Annotated in this window: 17 protein-coding genes and 2 pseudogenes; 12 read left to right on the top strand and 7 right to left on the bottom strand. The window is 70.6% G+C overall.

Going from position 1 to position 16,890, the window contains the following annotated elements; translation table 11 throughout:
- The first annotated feature begins 3 nt into the window (after positions 1–3).
- Genes KUM03_RS04465 through ccsB form a run of 4 tightly spaced genes read left to right on the top strand, consistent with a single transcriptional unit; the run spans position 4 to position 4,302 of the window.
- The gene (locus KUM03_RS04465; protein WP_217245653.1) at positions 4–663 is read left to right on the top strand and encodes a TlpA disulfide reductase family protein; all 660 of its coding nucleotides are present in this window, start codon (positions 4–6) and stop codon (positions 661–663) included.
- A gap of 1 nt (position 664) precedes the next feature.
- Positions 665–1,435, top strand: a complete 771-nt coding sequence (locus KUM03_RS04460; protein WP_217245652.1) for a cytochrome c biogenesis CcdA family protein — start codon at positions 665–667, stop codon at positions 1,433–1,435.
- Positions 1,436–1,438: 3 nt separating this feature from the next.
- The gene (locus tag KUM03_RS04455) at positions 1,439–3,154 is read left to right on the top strand and encodes a cytochrome c biogenesis protein ResB (RefSeq protein WP_217245651.1); all 1,716 of its coding nucleotides are present in this window, start codon (positions 1,439–1,441) and stop codon (positions 3,152–3,154) included.
- Positions 3,151–4,302: a c-type cytochrome biogenesis protein CcsB gene (ccsB, locus tag KUM03_RS04450; protein WP_217245650.1), complete on the top strand. Its 1,152-nt coding sequence runs from the start codon at positions 3,151–3,153 to the stop codon at positions 4,300–4,302. The genes KUM03_RS04455 and ccsB overlap by 4 nt, the downstream gene beginning before the upstream one ends.
- Positions 4,303–4,332: 30 nt before the next feature.
- On the opposite strand, the gene KUM03_RS04445 is transcribed toward ccsB, so the two are convergent.
- From KUM03_RS04445 to KUM03_RS04425, 5 genes are all read right to left on the bottom strand, one after another.
- Positions 4,333–5,733, bottom strand: a complete 1,401-nt coding sequence (locus tag KUM03_RS04445; RefSeq protein ID WP_217245649.1) for a condensation domain-containing protein — start codon at positions 5,731–5,733, stop codon at positions 4,333–4,335.
- Positions 5,734–5,863: 130 nt separating this feature from the next.
- A complete protein-coding gene (locus KUM03_RS04440; protein WP_217245648.1) occupies positions 5,864–6,217 on the bottom strand; it encodes a hypothetical protein in 354 nt (117 codons plus the stop codon).
- Positions 6,214–6,768, bottom strand: coding sequence for a DUF6232 family protein (locus KUM03_RS04435; protein WP_308406250.1), 555 nt, complete (start codon positions 6,766–6,768; stop codon positions 6,214–6,216). The genes KUM03_RS04440 and KUM03_RS04435 overlap by 4 nt, the downstream gene beginning before the upstream one ends.
- Positions 6,769–6,927: 159 nt before the next feature.
- Complete coding sequence (locus KUM03_RS04430) at positions 6,928–7,662, bottom strand: TioE family transcriptional regulator (RefSeq protein WP_217245646.1); 735 nt, start codon at positions 7,660–7,662, stop codon at positions 6,928–6,930.
- Between the two features lie 24 nt (positions 7,663–7,686).
- Positions 7,687–8,157 carry a hypothetical protein gene (locus KUM03_RS04425; RefSeq protein WP_254398776.1) on the bottom strand — a complete coding sequence of 157 codons (471 nt, stop codon included), beginning with the start codon at positions 8,155–8,157 and terminating at the stop codon, positions 7,687–7,689.
- 112 nt (positions 8,158–8,269) lie between these two features.
- On the opposite strand from KUM03_RS04425, the gene KUM03_RS04420 reads away from it, so the two are divergent.
- The 4 genes from KUM03_RS04420 to KUM03_RS04410 all read left to right on the top strand — a co-directional run bounded on the left by KUM03_RS04420 (position 8,270) and on the right by KUM03_RS04410 (position 11,323).
- Entirely contained in the window at positions 8,270–9,226 is a 957-nt protein-coding gene (locus KUM03_RS04420; protein WP_308406252.1) for a helix-turn-helix transcriptional regulator, read from the top strand.
- Positions 9,168–9,299: a DUF397 domain-containing protein gene (locus KUM03_RS38130; RefSeq protein ID WP_308406251.1), complete on the top strand. Its 132-nt coding sequence runs from the start codon at positions 9,168–9,170 to the stop codon at positions 9,297–9,299. Before KUM03_RS04420 ends, KUM03_RS38130 begins: the two co-directional genes overlap by 59 nt.
- A 239-nt stretch (positions 9,300–9,538) precedes the next feature.
- Positions 9,539–10,420 (top strand): helix-turn-helix domain-containing protein, encoded by an 882-nt coding sequence (locus KUM03_RS04415; RefSeq protein ID WP_217245645.1) that lies wholly within the window; start codon positions 9,539–9,541, stop codon positions 10,418–10,420.
- Between the two features lie 30 nt (positions 10,421–10,450).
- A complete protein-coding gene (locus KUM03_RS04410) occupies positions 10,451–11,323 on the top strand; it encodes a hypothetical protein (protein ID WP_217245644.1) in 873 nt (290 codons plus the stop codon).
- 19 nt (positions 11,324–11,342) lie between these two features.
- Here the strand turns inward: KUM03_RS04410 and KUM03_RS04405 are convergent.
- Positions 11,343–11,558: pseudogene (locus KUM03_RS04405) on the bottom strand (amidohydrolase family protein); the annotation flags it as partial.
- An 83-nt stretch (positions 11,559–11,641) separates the two neighbouring features.
- On the opposite strand from KUM03_RS04405, the pseudogene KUM03_RS04400 reads away from it, so the two are divergent.
- Together KUM03_RS04400 and KUM03_RS04395 are read left to right on the top strand one after the other, a co-directional pair.
- A pseudogene (locus KUM03_RS04400) lies at positions 11,642–12,014 on the top strand (VOC family protein).
- A gap of 119 nt (positions 12,015–12,133) precedes the next feature.
- Entirely contained in the window at positions 12,134–14,026 is a 1,893-nt protein-coding gene (locus tag KUM03_RS04395; protein ID WP_217245643.1) for a serine/threonine-protein kinase, read from the top strand.
- A 22-nt stretch (positions 14,027–14,048) separates the two neighbouring features.
- Here the strand turns inward: KUM03_RS04395 and KUM03_RS04390 are convergent, their stop codons facing one another.
- Positions 14,049–14,429 (bottom strand): PLD nuclease N-terminal domain-containing protein, encoded by a 381-nt coding sequence (locus tag KUM03_RS04390; RefSeq protein ID WP_217245642.1) that lies wholly within the window; start codon positions 14,427–14,429, stop codon positions 14,049–14,051.
- A 76-nt stretch (positions 14,430–14,505) separates the two neighbouring features.
- Here KUM03_RS04390 and KUM03_RS04385 point away from each other — a divergent pair, with 76 nt between their 5' ends.
- The gene (locus KUM03_RS04385) at positions 14,506–15,963 is read left to right on the top strand and encodes a menaquinone biosynthesis decarboxylase (RefSeq protein WP_217245641.1); all 1,458 of its coding nucleotides are present in this window, start codon (positions 14,506–14,508) and stop codon (positions 15,961–15,963) included.
- On the top strand, positions 15,960–16,865 hold the full coding sequence (mqnP, locus tag KUM03_RS04380) for a menaquinone biosynthesis prenyltransferase MqnP (protein ID WP_217245640.1): 906 nt from the start codon (positions 15,960–15,962) through the stop codon (positions 16,863–16,865). The genes KUM03_RS04385 and mqnP overlap by 4 nt, the downstream gene beginning before the upstream one ends.
- Positions 16,866–16,890 lie beyond the last annotated feature (25 nt).

Raw genomic sequence — 16,890 nt, 5'->3', positions numbered from 1 at the left:
CACATGAGTGCCGCCAGCAGCGCCCCCCTGCGCTCGAACCGCTCGAACCGCACCGCCGTCCGCGTCCGCCGTCGCGCCGCCCTCGCCGCCGCAGCGGCGGTCTCGGCGCTGCTCGTGACCGCGTGCGGCTCCGGCGGCACCTCGGGCGGCGGTGGCCAGACCGGCTTCGTCACCGGCTCGGACGGCATCTCCACCGTCAAGAAGGGCGAGCGGGCCGACGCCCCCGACCTGTCCGGCGAGACGGTCGACGGCGGTCAGGCCGACATCGACGACTACAAGGGCAAGGTCGTCGTCCTCAACGTCTGGGGCTCCTGGTGCCCGCCCTGCCGGGCCGAGGCCAAGAACTTCGAGAAGGTCTACCAGGACGTCAAGGACCAGGGCGTCCAGTTCCTCGGCATCAACACCCGCGACACCTCCGTCGGCCCCGCGCGGGCCTTCGAGGAGGAGTTCGGGGTCAGCTACCCGAGCCTGTACGACCCGGCCGGCAAGCTGCTGCTCCGCTTCGAGAAGGGCACCCTCAACCCGCAGGCCATCCCCTCGACGCTGATCGTCGACCGGGAGGGCAAGGTCGCCGCCCGCACCCTCCAGGCGCTCAGCGAGGAGAAGCTCCGCAAGATGCTGGAGCCGTACCTGAAGGACACCTCCGGCGGGTCGGAGAAGTGACGTGAGCGCACTGTCCACGCTCGCCGTGGCGGGAAGCAACAGCACGGTGCTCAACGGCGCCCTGCTGGTGGCCCTGCCCATCGCGCTGCTCGGCGGCCTCGTCTCCTTCTTCTCGCCCTGCGTCCTGCCGCTCGTCCCCGGCTACCTCTCCTACGTGACCGGCGTCACCGGCACCGACCTCCAAGAGGCCCGGCGCGGACGGATGGTCGCCGGCGCCTCCCTCTTCGTGCTTGGCTTCACCGCCGTGTTCGTCTCCAGCGGCGCGTTGTTCGGCTACTTCGGTGAGACGCTCCAGGGCAACCGGGACGTGCTGAACAAGGTGCTGGGCGTCTTCATGATCCTCATGGGCGTCTTCTTCATGGGCCTGATGCCCTGGCTGACCCAGCGCGAGTTCCGCTTCCACCGCAAGCCGGTCAGCGGCCTGATCGGCGCCCCCGTCCTCGGCGCCCTGTTCGGCATCGGCTGGACGCCCTGCATCGGCCCCACGCTCTCCTCCGTGCTGATGCTCTCCTCCCAGCAGGGCACGGCGGGCCGCGGCGCGATACTGACCGTCGCCTACTGCCTGGGCCTCGGCCTGCCCTTCGTGCTCGCCGCGGTCGCCTTCCGCAAGGCGCTCGGCGCCTTCGGCTGGATCAAGCGCCACTATGTGTGGGTGATGCGGATCGGCGGCGGCATGATGATCGCGACCGGTCTGCTGCTGCTGACCGGCGCCTGGGACAGCATCGTGCAGGACATGCAGACCTGGTCCAACGGCTTCACTGTAGGGATCTGACCGATGAGCAAGACCACCACGGGCACCCCGCAGGGCACCCCGGCACCCGGCGAGGACCAGGACCTCGGCGCCGCCGGCTCCCAGCTGACCACCGCCCCCAAGGAGGAGGCCCCGAACCTCCCCTCCCTCGGCTTCATCGGCTGGTTCCGCTGGTTCTGGCGGCAGCTCACCTCGATGCGGGTGGCGCTGCTGCTGCTCCTGCTGCTGTCGCTGGGCGCCATCCCGGGATCGCTGATCCCGCAGGAGGGCGTCGACGCGATGAAGGTCGAGGAGTTCCGCGGGAACCACGACTTCCTCGGGCCCCTCTACGACAAGCTCGGCCTCTTCCACGTCTACAGCTCGGTGTGGTTCTCCGCGATCTACATCCTGCTGTTCGTCTCCCTCATCGGCTGCATCGTGCCGCGCACCTGGCAGTTCGTCGGCCAGCTGCGCGGCCGTCCGCCGGGCGCCCCCCGGCGCCTGACCCGGCTGCCCGCGTACACCACCTGGCGTACCGGGGCGGAGCCGGAGGAGGTCCGCGAGGCCGCGCTGAAGCTGCTGAAGAAGCGCCGCTTCCGCTCCCACCTCGTCGGTGACGCCGTCGCCGCCGAGAAGGGCTACCTGCGCGAGGCCGGGAACCTGGTCTTCCACGTCGCGCTGATCGTGATGCTGATCGCCTTCGCCTGGGGCCAGCTCTTCAAGTACGAGGGCAACAAGCTGATCCTGGAGGGCGACGGCTTCTCCAACACGCTCACCCAGTACGACGACTTCAAGTCCGGCAACCTCTTCGACCCGGACCACGACCTGGTCCCCTTCAGCTTCAGCCTGAAGGACTTCCACGGCACCTACGAGGCGACCGGCCCCAACCGCGGCACCCCCCGCGTCTACGAGGCCGAGGTCACCTACACCGAGGGCGCCTACGGCGACGCGCAGTCGAAGGTCATCGAGGTCAACAAGCCGCTGGAGATCGACGGCTCCAAGGTCTACCTCACCGCCCACGGCTACGCGCCGATCCTCACGATCAAGGACGCCGAGGGCAACGTCGTCATGGACAAGGGGGCGACCGCCCTGCTGCCGCTGGACTCCAACGTCACCTCCTCCGGCGCCGTCATGGTCCGCGACGGCTACCGCAACGCCGACGGGAAGAAGGAGCAGCTCGGCTTCAACGCGTTCTTCGTGCCGACCTACGGCGGCGAGGGCAGCGCGATGTACTCGACCTTCCCGGCACTGCTCAACCCGGTGCTCGCGCTCTCCGCCTACCACGGCGACCTCGGTGTGGACGCCGGCATTCCGAAGAGCATCTACCAGCTCGACAAGACCAAGCTGAAGGAGTTCAAGGACTCCGACGGCGAGCTGTTCAAGAAGCTGCTGAAGCCCGGCGAGACCATGACCCTCCCGAACGGCGCCGGCACCGTCAAGTTCGAAGGCGTCCAGGAGTGGGCCAACTTCCAGGTCACCCGGCAGCCCGCCAGCGGCTGGGCGCTCGCCGGTTCCGTCGCCGCCATCCTCGGTCTGGCCGGCTCCCTGTTCATCCAGCGCCGCCGCGTCTGGGTGCGCGCCGTCAAGGGCGACGACGGCGTCACGGTCGTCGAGATGGCCGGCCTCGGACGCAGCGAGTCCGCGAAGGTCCCCGAGGAACTCGGCGACCTCGCCGGGGTCCTGTACGAGCCGAAGAACGACGACGACACCCCCGATTCCCCCGACACCCACGTCGTATCTGCCGAAGGGTCTGAGAAGTGACTCTCGCCGCCGCAACCGAGGCCGCAACCACGCTGGCCGCCGCGACCAACGAGAACCTCGCGAACATCAGCAACACGCTGATCTACTCCGCGATGGCCGTCTACACGCTGGCGTTCTTCGCCTACATCGCCGAGTGGCTCTTCGGCAGCCGCAGCAAGGTCGGCCGCACCGCCGCGGCGCTCACCTCGGACGGCGAGGCGGCGGCGAAGACGAAGACCGCCCCGGCCGTCACCGTCAACAAGGCCGGCGGCACCGCCGTACTGGAGCGGCCGAAGGTCGTGGTGCGTGCCGCCACCGGCTCCCGCGACGTGCCCGACGGTCCCGGCGCGCACGGCGGCACCGAGAAGGGCGACCTGTACGGCCGGATCGCCATCTCCCTCACCGTGCTCGCCTTCGCCCTCGAGGCCGCCGGTGTGATCGCCCGCGCGCTGTCCGTGAAGCGGGCGCCGTGGGGCAACATGTACGAGTTCAACATCACCTTCACGACGACCGCCGTCGGCGTGTACCTCGTGCTGCTCGCCCTGAAGAAGAACGTCCGCTGGCTCGGCCTGCCGCTGACCACCACGGTCCTGCTCGACCTCGGCCTCGCCGTCACGGTCCTGTACACCGCCAGCGACCAGCTCGTCCCCGCGCTGCACTCGTACTGGCTGTACATCCACGTCTCCACGGCGATCTTCTGCGGCGCGGTCTTCTACGTCGGCGCGGTCTCCACGATCCTGTACCTGTTCAAGGACGGCTACGAGAACAAGCTCGCCTCCGGCGGCACCCCCGGCCGCTTCGCCGACTCCGTCCTGGACCGCCTGCCCTCCGCAGCGTCCCTCGACAAGTTCGCCTACCGCGTCAACGCCGCCGTCTTCCCGCTGTGGACGTTCACGATCATCGCGGGCGCGATCTGGGCGGGCGACGCCTGGGGCCGCTACTGGGGCTGGGACCCCAAGGAGACCTGGTCCTTCATCACCTGGGTCGCCTACGCCTGCTACCTGCACGCCCGCGCCACCGCCGGCTGGAAGGGCCGCAAGGCCGCCTACCTGGCCCTGGCCGCCTTCGCCTGCTGGCTGTTCAACTACTACGGCGTGAACATCTTCGTCTCCGGCAAGCACTCCTACGCCGACGTGGGCCTGGGCGCCCTCCAGTCCGTCGGGTTCTGACCCGCCGGACAGGAGGACCCCGCCGGTGCCCTAGGGGCGCCGGCGGGCGACGCTCGTGACGACGTCCCGCAGCCGCTCCACGTACAGGCTCAGGTTCTTGTGGGCGACGTCGGTGTCCGGGTAGCGGGCGGCGAACCACAGGCCCTCCGGGAGCCGGGTGACCCAGGCGCAGACCTGGTCGCCGTACGAGACCCGCAGCAGCGCGTACGCCGTCTGGTCCGACCAGTGGCCCGCGCCGGGGACGTCGCGGGCGTCGACGTACGACACGATCGAGTACAGGTCGGGCGAGGTCGGCCGGAAGTCCGTGCCGAGCAGGCGCAGCACCCGGTCGATCGGCATGCGGGACATCCGCCGGTTGGCCTGGAGTTCGGCGCGTACGGTGCGCAGGGCGCCCGCGAAGTCGCCGGCGCCCGTCACCGGGACCTCGATCGGCGCGCCGCCCACGTACCAGCCCACCGACTCCGACCACTGCGACCGCGACCGGGTGTGGAACGGTACGACGGTGCGGTAGACCGACTCCCCGCCGATCTCACGGACGGCCAGGGCGGTCGCGGCCAGGACACCGACCAGGCTGCCGCCGTAGGGACGGCAGTACGCCTCGAACGCGGCGGCGTCGGCCGCGCCCACCAGCGGCTCGCGCAGCAGCTTCTGCTCGGGCAGCGGGCCGCCCGGCTCCAGGCCGAGGTCGACGGGGAAGGACGGCAGCCGCCCGTCGCAGCGCCGGATGAACTCCCGCCAGCGGGCGACGATGTCGTGGCCGCCGTCGATCCGGTCGGCGTCCGCCCGCTCGGCCTCGCAGAAGTCGACGTAACTCCCCACCCGGGGCCGGGGCACCGTCCGTCCGGCGACACCGGCCGCGTACAGCTCCTCGACCTCGGCGGGGATGCGGTAGATCGAGTAGGCGTCGACGTTGCTGTGGTCGAAGGCCATGTAGACGCTGACGCCGTCGTCGCGGACGACCGCCGTGTAGATGAGGTTGGGCCAGCTCAGCGCGTCCGCGACCCGGTCGAACCGGTCCTGGAGGTGACGGGACAGTTCCGTCGCGTCCGGGAAGTCGCCGACGTCCTCGCGGTGCAGGGACACGGCGTCCGCGTCGAGGGTGAACCGCCGCATCTGCTCACCCTCCGCGCCGCCCCACCGGAAGCCGCTGCGCAGCGTCTCGTGCCGCAGGGTCCAGGCGCGCAGCGCCTCCTGGAGCACGTCGAGGTCGACCGGTCCCGGCAGGTCGAAGGCCGCGCCCAGCCAGGTCGGCACGAACAGACCGTCGTCGCGCACCGACCGGGCCGTCCGGATGTGCGACTCCTGGATGTACGCCGGTGGCCGCGCGTCCTCGGGCAGCCCTGCCGCGACCTCGACGGTCGCCGGACTGAGCGTCCACTCGACGAGGCGCCCGGGCCGGATCTCGCAGCGGTGGATGTCGGTCAGTCGCACGAGGGGTCTCCGTTCGCAGATGTAACAGACCCGACCAAGGGAATGCCGTGCCCGCGACCGCGCACATGGTGTGTCGGCAGGGTTCAACGAAACGGATGGCCCCTCGAACGGCGGTACGGGGGCCGCGCGGTCAGCCGCCGAGCAGCGCCAGGACGCTGTTCACGGCCTCGACGACGGGCTGGCCGACCGCTCCCACCGTGGCGGCGATGCCCGCGACCGCCATCAGCGCGCGGTGCCGCTGCTGCGGCTCGACACCGGTCGGTGCGGTGATGTCCGGCAGGCAGTCGTCGATGGACTGCGCGCTGGCCGGCGGCACCTGTGCGCGCAGCTCGCCCACCAGCTCGACGAGTTGCTGGATCGCCGCCTCCAGCGCGGGCGACGCCTCGGCCCCTGCGGGCGCCGCCTGGTTCTTGACGATGCCGGTGTTGCCGCGACCGCCGTGCATCGAGACGCTGTCGCCGAAGTAGTAGTTGTCGCCGCTCATGAGTGTCCCACCCCTACGTTTCCAGATCCGCCGTACATGTTGACGTTGTCGCCGAAGTAGTAGTTCTTGGGATTGACCAGGAGCTGCTCCACCTTGACGTGGAACTCCGCCTCGGGGTTCTCGATGGCCTGCACGATGGGCGCGACGAGCCGGTCGAGGTGGTGCGGGTCGGCACTGGTCACCATCGCGATCGACGGCCCGGACGTCTCCACCGCCAGGACGTACTGGGCCGGTGCCGTCAGCACGGAGAACAGCTCCACGATGCTGAACACCAGCGCCGCGATGGCCCCTATCCACACGAGGGTGAGGATGCCGCCCGCCGTCGAGCTGTCCGCGATCGCCGTCAGTCCGGCGACGATCGTCAGCGCGAAGGCCACCGACAGGATCAGCGCCGTGCGCTTCAGGAACCGCAGCGTGGCTTCCTTGCGCCGGGGCGTCATGGTGAAGGTGTAGACCCGGGTGATGTTCTGCAGGGGGTACGCCGCCGCGCCGACCCACAGCAGCCGCTTGCCGACCTGGAGGTCGATGGCCCGTACGCTCCGCGGTGGCACGGCGGGCGGTGGAGGGATGTCGTACTGACCCGGTGGCTGGGTTCTCTGGACGGGTGGCTGGAATCCTTGGCCGCCCGGTGGCTGGAACTCCTGGTGCGGGGTGCTCTCCATCGCTCTCCTGACCCTCCGTCGGCTGATGAGCCGTCAGTGAGTGATCCATTAACCACGCAGGGTGCCCTCGGTGCAAGTCAGATACGTGTGCAGCCGGCCGGCACCGTCGAGGGCGGCCCGCGTGCGGGCGGTGATCGCCTGCTCCCGGGCGGCGATCGCCGTCCGCAGCGCCTCGCCGCCGCCCTCCCTACGCAGGCCGTCCAGGACGGGCCGGATCTGGTCGAACAGGTAGTGACTGCGGCGCAGCGTGCGCACGACCCGTGCGTCGCGCACGTCGGCGGGCCCGTACACGCGGTATTCCGTGCCCCGCTCCCGCGCGGGCGCGAGCAGCCCCGCCGCCTCCCACACCCGCAGCGCGGACGTCCGTACGCCGACCAGCGCGGCCACCTCACCGATGCGCAGACCACCGGAGCCCGTCACCGCTTCCGCACCCTGCCCGGCAAGCGCCTCCAGCGCCTCGCGCGCGGCCCGCAGCGAGACCCGCTCCTCGTGCAGGGCGGCGTGCGCGGCGTCGACGAGGGCGAGCGCACCGGGAACGTCCCCCTCGTGCACGGCCCGCATGACCCGCGTCGCCGTCACCGGCCCGTACCCCGGCCGCAACGCCCGGTACGTCAGCAGCGCCTGCCGGTGCCGCTCGCCGAAGACCCGGTACCCGGACTCGGTCCGCCCGGCCGGGGGAAGGATGCCCGCGTCCTCGTAGTTGCGGATCTGCTGCGTCGACAGCCCTGCCGGGCGGGCCAGGTCGACGGTACGGAGACGGCGGCGGCGGTCGTCGGTGTTCATCGGCCCGCAGCTTATGCGCGGTGCTCAGAGCCGGCACTCCAGTACCGCGTAGTCCGCGAAGCAGCGCCGGTAGCGGGTGTGCCGGGTCTCCTGGGTGTGCCTGCGCTGCCATTCCTCGACGTCCGTCGGGGTCGGGCACGGTCCCGAAGTGGCTCCGCAGTCCGCGTCGTCGCCGGCCACGCAGCGGGCCTGGTACTCCGGGAGGGCGGACTGGTCCTGGACGATCGTGAACGGTACGTACCGGAAGACCCGGCGCTCGCCGTGGTCCCGCCGCTGGTGCCGGGACAGCAGCACATCGGCGTCGGTCTCGGCGCTGCCGTCACCGACGGCTCGGGCGTGGGCGCGCAGGCCGGCCAGTTCCGCGCAGGGTTCGCAGTCGGGCACCGGTTCGGGCGGTGGCGGCAGGGACACCAGGGTCCGCGCCGTCAACAAGTCGTTCAGCGAACGGTCGTTGGCCGCCCGCACCGCCGCGCTCAGCCGCTCGTCGCGTTCCATCGGCTCCACCTCTCCGTGACTCTGGGTGTAACGAGGGTTACTCACGGGAATCGTCGGTATCAATGCTCGACGCGTGACACTGGCGCACTGTCACGAAGGGGAGGCGGGGACCGTGGGGCGACGCAACGCCGAGGGGTCGGGGGCGAGTACGGCCGCCGTGTTCGGCGAGGTACTGCGGCACTTCCGGGAGGCCGCCGGGCTCACGCAGGAGGGACTGGCGGTGCGCATCCCGTGCGACCGCTCGCACGTGGCGCGGGTGGAGGCGGGGTCGCGGGTCCCGCAGGACACGTTCGCGAAGGTGTGCGACGAGTTGCTGGGTGCGGGTGGGGTGTTGGGGAGGTTGTGGGGGCGGATCGACTGGTATCCGGCGGTGGAGCATCCGGACTGGTTCCAGCGGCGGGCCGACATGGACGCGCAGGCGGTGGTTCTGCGGGAGTACCAGGACCGCGTCTTCCCGGGGCTGTTGCAGACCGAGGAGTACGCCCGTGCCCTGTTCCTGCGGGTGGTCGGCCCCGACGAGGCGGAGGAACGCGTGCGGGCTCGTATGAGCCGTCAGCGGCGGCTACTCGATGGAGGCGGCCCGGCGTACCACGCCGTGCTGGACGAGAGTTGCCTGCGCACCGTCATCGGTGGCCCGGCGGTCATGCACGGTCAGTGCGCACACCTGCTGGCCATCGGGCGTCGTCCCAACATCCGTGTACAGATTGCCCCTGCGGACCTATCAGCACTGATTCGGCCCAACGCCTCCATGTCGTTGATCGAGCTTCCCAACGGGCAGCGGTGGGTGTACTCGGAGTCGCTGGACCGAGGGCACTTCATCGACGATCCGGCCCTCTTCAGGAGGCACAGTCAGACGTACGATGTGCTCAGGGCGGATGCTCCGTCAGCTCCCGAGTCCGCCGCTCTGATCAGTGACGCGTTGGAGGGGTACCAGCAGGATGGACAGGCACGAGTTCAGCGCGGCGACCTGGATCAAGAGCAGCTACAGCGGCGACAACGGCGGCAACTGCATCGAGGTAGCCCCAGATTTCCCCGGCGTCGTCCCCGTCCGCGACAGCAAGAACCCTGACGGCCCGGTCCTGGTCGTCGGCCGCGCCGCCTGGTCCGCGTTCACCGCAACCCGCTTCTTCGTGCTGCGGTAACTCCGGCGACCAACCAAGAAGTACCCCTGGGAGAGAAAGTACCCGACCAAGCCCCACCCCTCCCTCCCGTCGCGCCCGGCGTCGACTCACTCGCCTGGGTGAACATCGCCGGTTGGGCTGGCTTTGGTGGGCCCCAACTCCCTTACGCTCAGCGCATTAACCGCTGACATATGTCAGCCCCCGGGGGGACTAGCGATCCCCACGAGGGCCTGACCAACGAGGAAGAGAAGAGCTTCCTGATGGGTACTTCCGACCTTACCGCGCCCTCGCGCGCTCAGTCCGTCGTTGACGGCAAGCGTCCCTGTTCCGGTGTCATCCACGAGCACGTCCGCCACACCGCCAACTTCACGGTGGTCGGCAACCACCTGGCCCAGCACCCGCACCTCTCCCTGCTGGCGATCGGCCTGGGCCTGTACATCCAGTCGGTGCGCGGCGGCACCCCCGTGGACATCAAGAGCCTGGCCGCCCGCTTCAAGGAGGGCGCGACCCGAATCAGCGCCGCCCTGCGCGAGCTGGAGGAGTACGGCTACCTCCGCCGGGACCGCGAGCGTTCGGCCGACGGCCGCATCCTCACCCGTACCGTCTCCTGCAACGATCCCCGGCCCCGGCGCCGGGCAGCGGGCGTCGACTGCCCCGCTCCGCAGCCGCGTCCGGCAAGGGCCGAGCGCGCGGCCCACCCTCGCCGTACGGGACGCAAGGCGCTCCCCGCCGTACCGCAGCCCAGCTGCAAGGCCCCCGCGCTCCTCCAGACCGCCGTCGACCTCCTCGCCGACCTGCGACGACACGACTCCCGGCTGGTGCTCTCCGCCACCGACACCGCCCACCTGGCACCCGGCGTCGCCGCCTGGCTGGAGCGGGACATCCGCTCCACAGCCGTACGCCACGCCCTGACCGCAGGCCTGCCCGACGAGCCCCTGCACCGCCCGGCCGCCCTCCTGGCCCACCGCCTCACCGACCGGCTGCCACCCCCGGCACCGTTCCGCGCCACCCCGGTGACCGACACGCCCCCACCCGTCCGCCACCCGGTGCGCAACTGCGACGGCTGTGACCGAGGCTTCCGCGCCCCCGAAACGGAGGACCGCTGCCGCGACTGCCGCGCGACAGCCGCCCGTCACTCCTGAACCAGCAACCAGCAAGCAGCAAGGACGCCCATGGTCAGCTCGTCCCACGAGGCGATGCACCGCATCTTCCGGCACGACCCGGGACTCTTCAGCCGTGTCTCAGGCTTCCTCGGCATCGACGTCCCCAGACCCATCGGGGCGACAGCCCTGCCGACCGACCTCACCGAGACCGACCCCGTCGAACGCCGCGTGGACACGCTGCTGCGCTTCGAGACCGCGGAACAGGGCCCGTTCCTCCTGGCCGTCGAGGCCCAGGGAAAGAGGGACCCGGACAAGCCGGCGAGCTGGGCGTACTACGTCGCGTACCTGTGGACGAAGTACCGGCTGCCCGCAGCCCTCCTGGTCGTCTGCCAGGACCACACCACGGCCAAATGGGCCCAGCGGGCGGTGAGCAGCGGACCGCCCCAACTGCCCACCCTCACCCTGCGGCCCGTGGTCGCCGGCCCGCACAACATGCCGGTGATCACCGATCCGGAGGAGGCCCGCGCCGACCTGGCCCTTGCCAGCCTGGCGGCCATCACACACGCTGCCGAACCGGTCATCAATGAGATACTGAAGACCCTGTCCACCGCGTTGCGGGACGCGCCGGAAGACGTCGCGGACCCCATCATCGAATTCACCGCACAGGGCCTGGGCAACCGCCCGGCCAATCGCCTCTGGAGGAACCTGGTGGCCGTGGACCTCTCCTTCTACAAGTCGTACATCTCCGAAGAGATCCGGGACGAGGGCCGAGCCCAGCGAGGCGCCGAGGACATCCTCATCGTCCTGGAGCAGCGCGGCCTCGACGTCTCCGACGACGTGCGCGGACGCATCACGGCCTGCGGTGACCCCGAGGTCCTCCGCCACTGGCTCGCCCGAGCCGTCACCGCGCCCACGGCCGAGGCGATCTTCGAAGACGAGTGACCCTGCGGTAGCCGGAGGCTCACCCGTACACCCGCCGCCCGCCCACGAAGGTCTCCGCCACCCGGGTCGCCCCGATCTCCTCCGCGGGCCCGGCGAACGGGTCCCGGTCGAGGACCACGAGGTCCGCGAGGTAGCCCGGGGCGATCGTGCCGGTCTCGGCGTCCAGGTGGTTGGCGTACGCGCTGCCCGCCGTGTACGCGGCGAGCGCGGTACCGGGCGCCCCTGTCTCACCGTCGCCGCGGCCACGGCGGTCGGCCGGTGACCTACATCGCTCCTAGCGTGCGGTCACGAAAGACCCGGCCGAACAGGAGCCCACCCATGAACCTCGTCTCGATCCGCGTCATCACCGGCGACGTCGCCCGCCTCGTCGACTTCTACGAACGCGCCACCGGTATCCGCGCGAACTGGGCCACCGAGGGACTTCGCCGAAATCCGTACCGGCTCCGGCACCCTCGCGATCGGCGGCACCCGGACGGTGCCGCTCTTCGCCCCCGGCTCCGCCCACCCGGCCGACAACCGCAGCGTCATCATCGAGTTCCGCGTCGACGACGTGGACGGCGTGCACCGCAACCTGGCCGGCTTCGTGGACGACATCGTCAAGGAGCCCACGACGATGCCCTGGGGCAACCGTGCGTTCCTGTTCCGCGACCCCGACGGCAACCTGGTCAACTTCTTCACCCCGGCGAGGTGACGCCATTTCACCAGACCTATACAGCACCGTACTTGGGGGCGCCGTGCTAAAGATGTAGCTTCCCGTGAGTGCCGTGACGGCCCACGGGCGCTCGCGGCGACAGGTGAACGGGGAGAGAGTTGAGCGGGGAAGCCGTATCCGGCCTCACGGGCAGTGGTGCCGAGCCGTTGGAGGACGACGACCCGCGCCGGATCGGACCGATCCCGCTGCTGGGACGGCTCGGGGCCGGTGGTATGGGCCGCGTCTACCTCGGCGTCCACGAGGGACGGTACGCGGCCGTCAAGCAGGTGCTGCCCTCGGTCGCCGGCGAGGACAAGGACTTCCTGCGCCGCTTCGGACACGAGCTGGACAACCTCTCCCGGCTGCCCGACGAGGCCACCGCGCCGCTGCTCGCGGGAGACCGGGACGCCCGGCCGCCGTGGTTCGCCACCGCCTACGTGCCCGGCATCACCCTGCGCGAGGCCGTCGACCTGCACGGCCCTCTGCCCGCCGAGGCACTGTGGCTGATCCTGCGCGAGGCCGCCAGAGCGCTGGCGTCGGTGCACGCCCTGGACATGGTGCACCGGGATCTGAAGCCGTCCAACGTCATGCTGACCCTGGACGGCCTCACCCTCATCGACTTCGGCGTCGCCCGGGCCGCCGAGCAGAGCCAGCTGACCAGGACCGGCATGGTGGTGGGCACGCCCGCCTACATGTCGCCCGAGCAGGCATCCGGGAAACGGGCGTCCAGCGGCGTCGTCGACGTGTTCGCGCTGGGCTCTGTCCTCGCGTACGCGGCCTCCGGCCGGCCGCCCTTCGGCGACGAGTCCGGGCACGCCGTGCTGTACCGCATCGTGCACGAGGAGCCCGACCTCCAGCCGCTGCGGGACCTGGACGCCGAGCTGGCCGACGTCGTCGCGTCCTGCCTCGACAAGGACCACGAGGGCCGGCCGACGGCGGCCGGACTGGTGGAGATCGCGGAGCGGCACGGGCCTTTCACCGCACCGTTCTGGCCCGAGGCGGTGAGCGGCCCGCTGGCCGAGCGGGCGGCCTTCGCCTCGACGGTTCCGGAGCCGGGGGAACCGCCCGAGCCGCACGAGGAGGCACCGTCCCTGCCGGCCGTGGTCCCGGGCGGGCAGCCCGAGAAGCGTGAGCGGCGCGGCCGTACGAAGGTCCTGGCGTTCGTGGTGCCGGTCGTCGTGACGGGGACCACGCTCGGTCTCACGTTGCTGCCCTACGTGATGGACGACTCGGACAAGGGCCGGAACGCGGGTGCACCGCCCACAGCCACCGGTTCCGCCGTCCCGGGCCCCGAGGACTCCGCCACCGGCACGTCCGGGCCGAGCGCCTCCGCTTCCGGCAGCCCCGGCGACGAGAAGGAGAAGGAGAAGGAGGAGGAGAAGGAGAAGGGCGGGGGCGGCAAGGGCAAGGGCGGCGAGAAGGACGACGGCGGCGCCGCGCCCGGCGGGGGCGGGGACGCGGCTGTCGTGGGAGGGGCGGTCGGCGAGGGCTCCGGCTCCGGCGGCTCCTCCGGGTCCGGCGGGTCCTCAGGTTCGGGCGGATCGTCGAGCACGGGAGGCTCGTCCGGTTCGGGTGGGTCCTCCGGGTCCGGGTCGGGCGGTTCCGACGGCGGCGGTTCCGGGGACGGCGGTTCCGGGGGCGGCGGGGCCCCGTCGGGCACGTTCATGCTGAAGAACGGGTCGAGCGGAAAGTGCATGTACGTCGGCCGCCCCATCGACGACGGGAACTGCTCCGGCGACCTCGCCGTCTTCCGCTTCCAGAGCACCTCGGACGGCGCCTTCAGGATGCTCAACGTGGGAACGGCCGACTGCATCCACTCCAGGAGCGCGAACGCCTGGCTCATCAGGGCCGCCTGCGGCCAGGCGGGGGGAGAGTGGAAGGAGGGGGCCGGCGGCTCGCTCAGGAACCTCACCACCGGGGGCTGCCTCGACCTCAACCGCCGGGCGTCCAGGATCGGTCTGACGACCACGACCTGCACCGGCTCCGCCTCCCAGCGCTGGACCAGGATCTGACGGCGGAAAGGATCGGGAAGGCTCAGGCCTCGTCCCGCTTGTCGCCCCTGCGGTCCTCTTCGTCTTCGGAGCCGGTCCGGCCGGTGTCCCGCGGGCCGGTCTCGCCCCGGCCCTCGTCCGCGTCGCCGGGCTGGTCGCCCAGGGACTTCAAGAACTCCGGATTGTCGTCCGGCGCGACGAACTGCCGCCGCCCGCCGCCCTGCCACGGCGACGCGCCCGACGCCTGCCGCTTCTTGCCGGCGATGAGCCAGGAGATCGAGCCCACCAGCGGGAAGAGCAGCACCAGGATCGCCCACAGCGGCTTCGGCATGTGCCGGATGTCGCTGTCCTTCGTGCTGATGCAGTCGATGAACGCGTAGACGCTCAATGCCAGTGGGATCAGGAACATCAGCACCCGAAGCATGGAGCCTCTCCAGCGAAAGCGGTGGGGTACAGGGTCGGTACAGGCCCAGGGTAGCCGCTCGGGGATACTGGACCGCATGGCTTACGACGATCTTCGCTCCCTGCTCAGGGCTCTGGACCGCGAGGGCGACCTCAAGCGCGTCAAGGCCGAGGTGGACCCGTACCTGGAGGTCGGGGAGATCGTCGACCGGGTGAACAAGGCCGGCGGTCCCGCCCTGCTCTTCGAGAACGTGAAGGGCTCCGACATGCCCCTCGCGATGAACGTCTTCGGTACCGACCGGCGCCTGCTCAAGGCCCTCGGTCTGAAGTCGTACTCCGACATCTCGGACAAGATCGGCGGGCTGCTGAAGCCCGAGCTGCCGCAGGGCTTCGTCGGCATGCGCGAGGCCTTCGGCAAGCTCGGCGCGATGACGCACGTACCGCCGAAGAAGGTCAAGGGCGACAGCGCGCCGGTCCAGGAGGTCGTCCTCACCGGCGACGACGTGGACCTCGACCGGCTCCCCGCGCTCTTCACCTGGCCCGACGACGGCGGCTCCTTCTTCAACCTCGGGCTCACCCACACCAAGGACCCGGAGACGGGCATCCGCAACCTGGGCCTCTACCGCCTCCAGCGCCACGACAAGCGCACCATCGGCATGCACTGGCAGATCCACAAGGACAGCCGGAACCACTACCAGGTGGCGGCCAGGAGGGGTGAGCGGCTGCCCGTCGCCATCGCCTTCGGCTGCCCGCCCGCCGTGACGTACGCCTCCACCGCCCCGCTGCCCGGCGACATCGACGAGTACCTGTTCGCCGGGTTCCTGCAGGGCAAGCGGATCGAGATGGTCGACTGCAAGACCGTCCCCCTCCAGGTCCCCGCGCAGGCCGAGGTCGTCATCGAGGGCTGGCTGGAGCCCGGCGAGATGCTCCCCGAGGGCCCCTTCGGCGACCACACCGGCTTCTACACCCCGCAGGAGCCCTTCCCCGCCCTGAAGATCGACTGCGTGACGATGCGGAAGCGTCCGCTGCTCCAGTCGATCGTGGTCGGGCGGCCGCCGACGGAGGACGGCCCGCTGGGCCGGGCCACGGAGCGCTTCTTCCTCCCGCTCCTCAAGATCATCGTCCCGGACATCGTGGACTACCACCTTCCCGAGGCCGGCGGTTTCCACAACTGCGCGATCGTCTCGATCGACAAGAAGTACCCCAAGCACGCCCAGAAGGTGATGCACGCCATCTGGGGCGCCCACATGATGTCCCTGACCAAGCTGATCGTGGTCGTCGACTCCGACTGCGACGTCCACGACCTGCACGAGGTCGCCTGGCGGGCCCTCGGCAACACCGACTACGCCCGTGACCTCACCGTCGTCGAAGGCCCGGTCGACCACCTCGACCACGCCTCCTACCAGCAGTTCTGGGGCGGCAAGGCCGGCATCGACGCCACGAAGAAGCTGCCCGAGGAGGGGTACACGCGGGACGGGGGCTGGCCGGACATGGTGCTGTCCGACCCGGAGACGGCGGCGAAGGTCGACCGCCGCTGGAAGGAGTACGGACTGTGACGTCGGCTTCCGCCGCGCTGCCGCAGCAGCCGGGGCGCACCAAGGCGTTCCTGCGCCTGGTGATGATCGAGCACTCGGTCTTCGCCCTGCCCTTCGCCTACATCGCCGCCCTCACCGCGATGTACGAGTGGGACGAGAACATCCACTGGGGCCGGCTGCTCCTGGTCACCGTCGCCATGGTCGGCCTGCGCACCTTCGCGATGGCGGTCAACCGGATCATCGACCGCGAGATCGACGCCCGCAACCCGCGCACCGCCCACCGCGAACTGGTCACCGGCGCCATGTCGGTCAAGCACGCCTGGACCGGCGCGCTGATCGCCCTGGTCGTCTTCCTGGGCGCGGCGGCCCTGCTCAACCCGCTCTGCCTCGCCCTCGCCCCCATCGCCGTCGTCCCCATGGTGGTCTACCCGTACGGCAAGCGGTTCACGAACTTCCCGCAGGCCATCCTGGGTCTCGCGCAGGCCATGGGCCCGATCGGCGGCTGGCTGGCGATCACCGGTGAGTGGTCCTGGGAGGCCGTGATCCTCGGCCTCGCGGTCGGCATCTGGATCGGCGGCTTCGACCTGATCTACGCCTGCCAGGACGTCGAGACCGACCGGCAGGTCGGCGTGAAGTCGGTCCCGGCCCGCTTCGGCGTCCCGGCCGCGATCTGGGGCGCCCGCGCCTGCCACACCGTCACCACGGCCCTGTTCGTCTGGTACGCCGTCGCCACCGGCGCCGGTGTCTTCTTCTGGCTCGGCCTGCTGATCGTCGCCGGTGCCTTCGTCTACGAGCACACCATCGTGCGGCCGACGGATCTGTCCCGGCTGAACAGGGCGTTCTTCTCGGTCAACGGCTTCATCGGCATCGCCCTGTTCGTGTGCGCGCTGCTCGACCTGCTGGTGCGGGGGCTCACGGTCTGAAACCCTGAGCCTGCGACTAGGCTCG

It is taken from the genome of Streptomyces sp. AC602_WCS936, assembly GCF_019049125.1.
Classification (GTDB): Bacteria; Actinomycetota; Actinomycetes; order Streptomycetales; family Streptomycetaceae; genus Streptomyces.
This window is presented reverse-complemented; position numbering and strand designations above follow the sequence as displayed.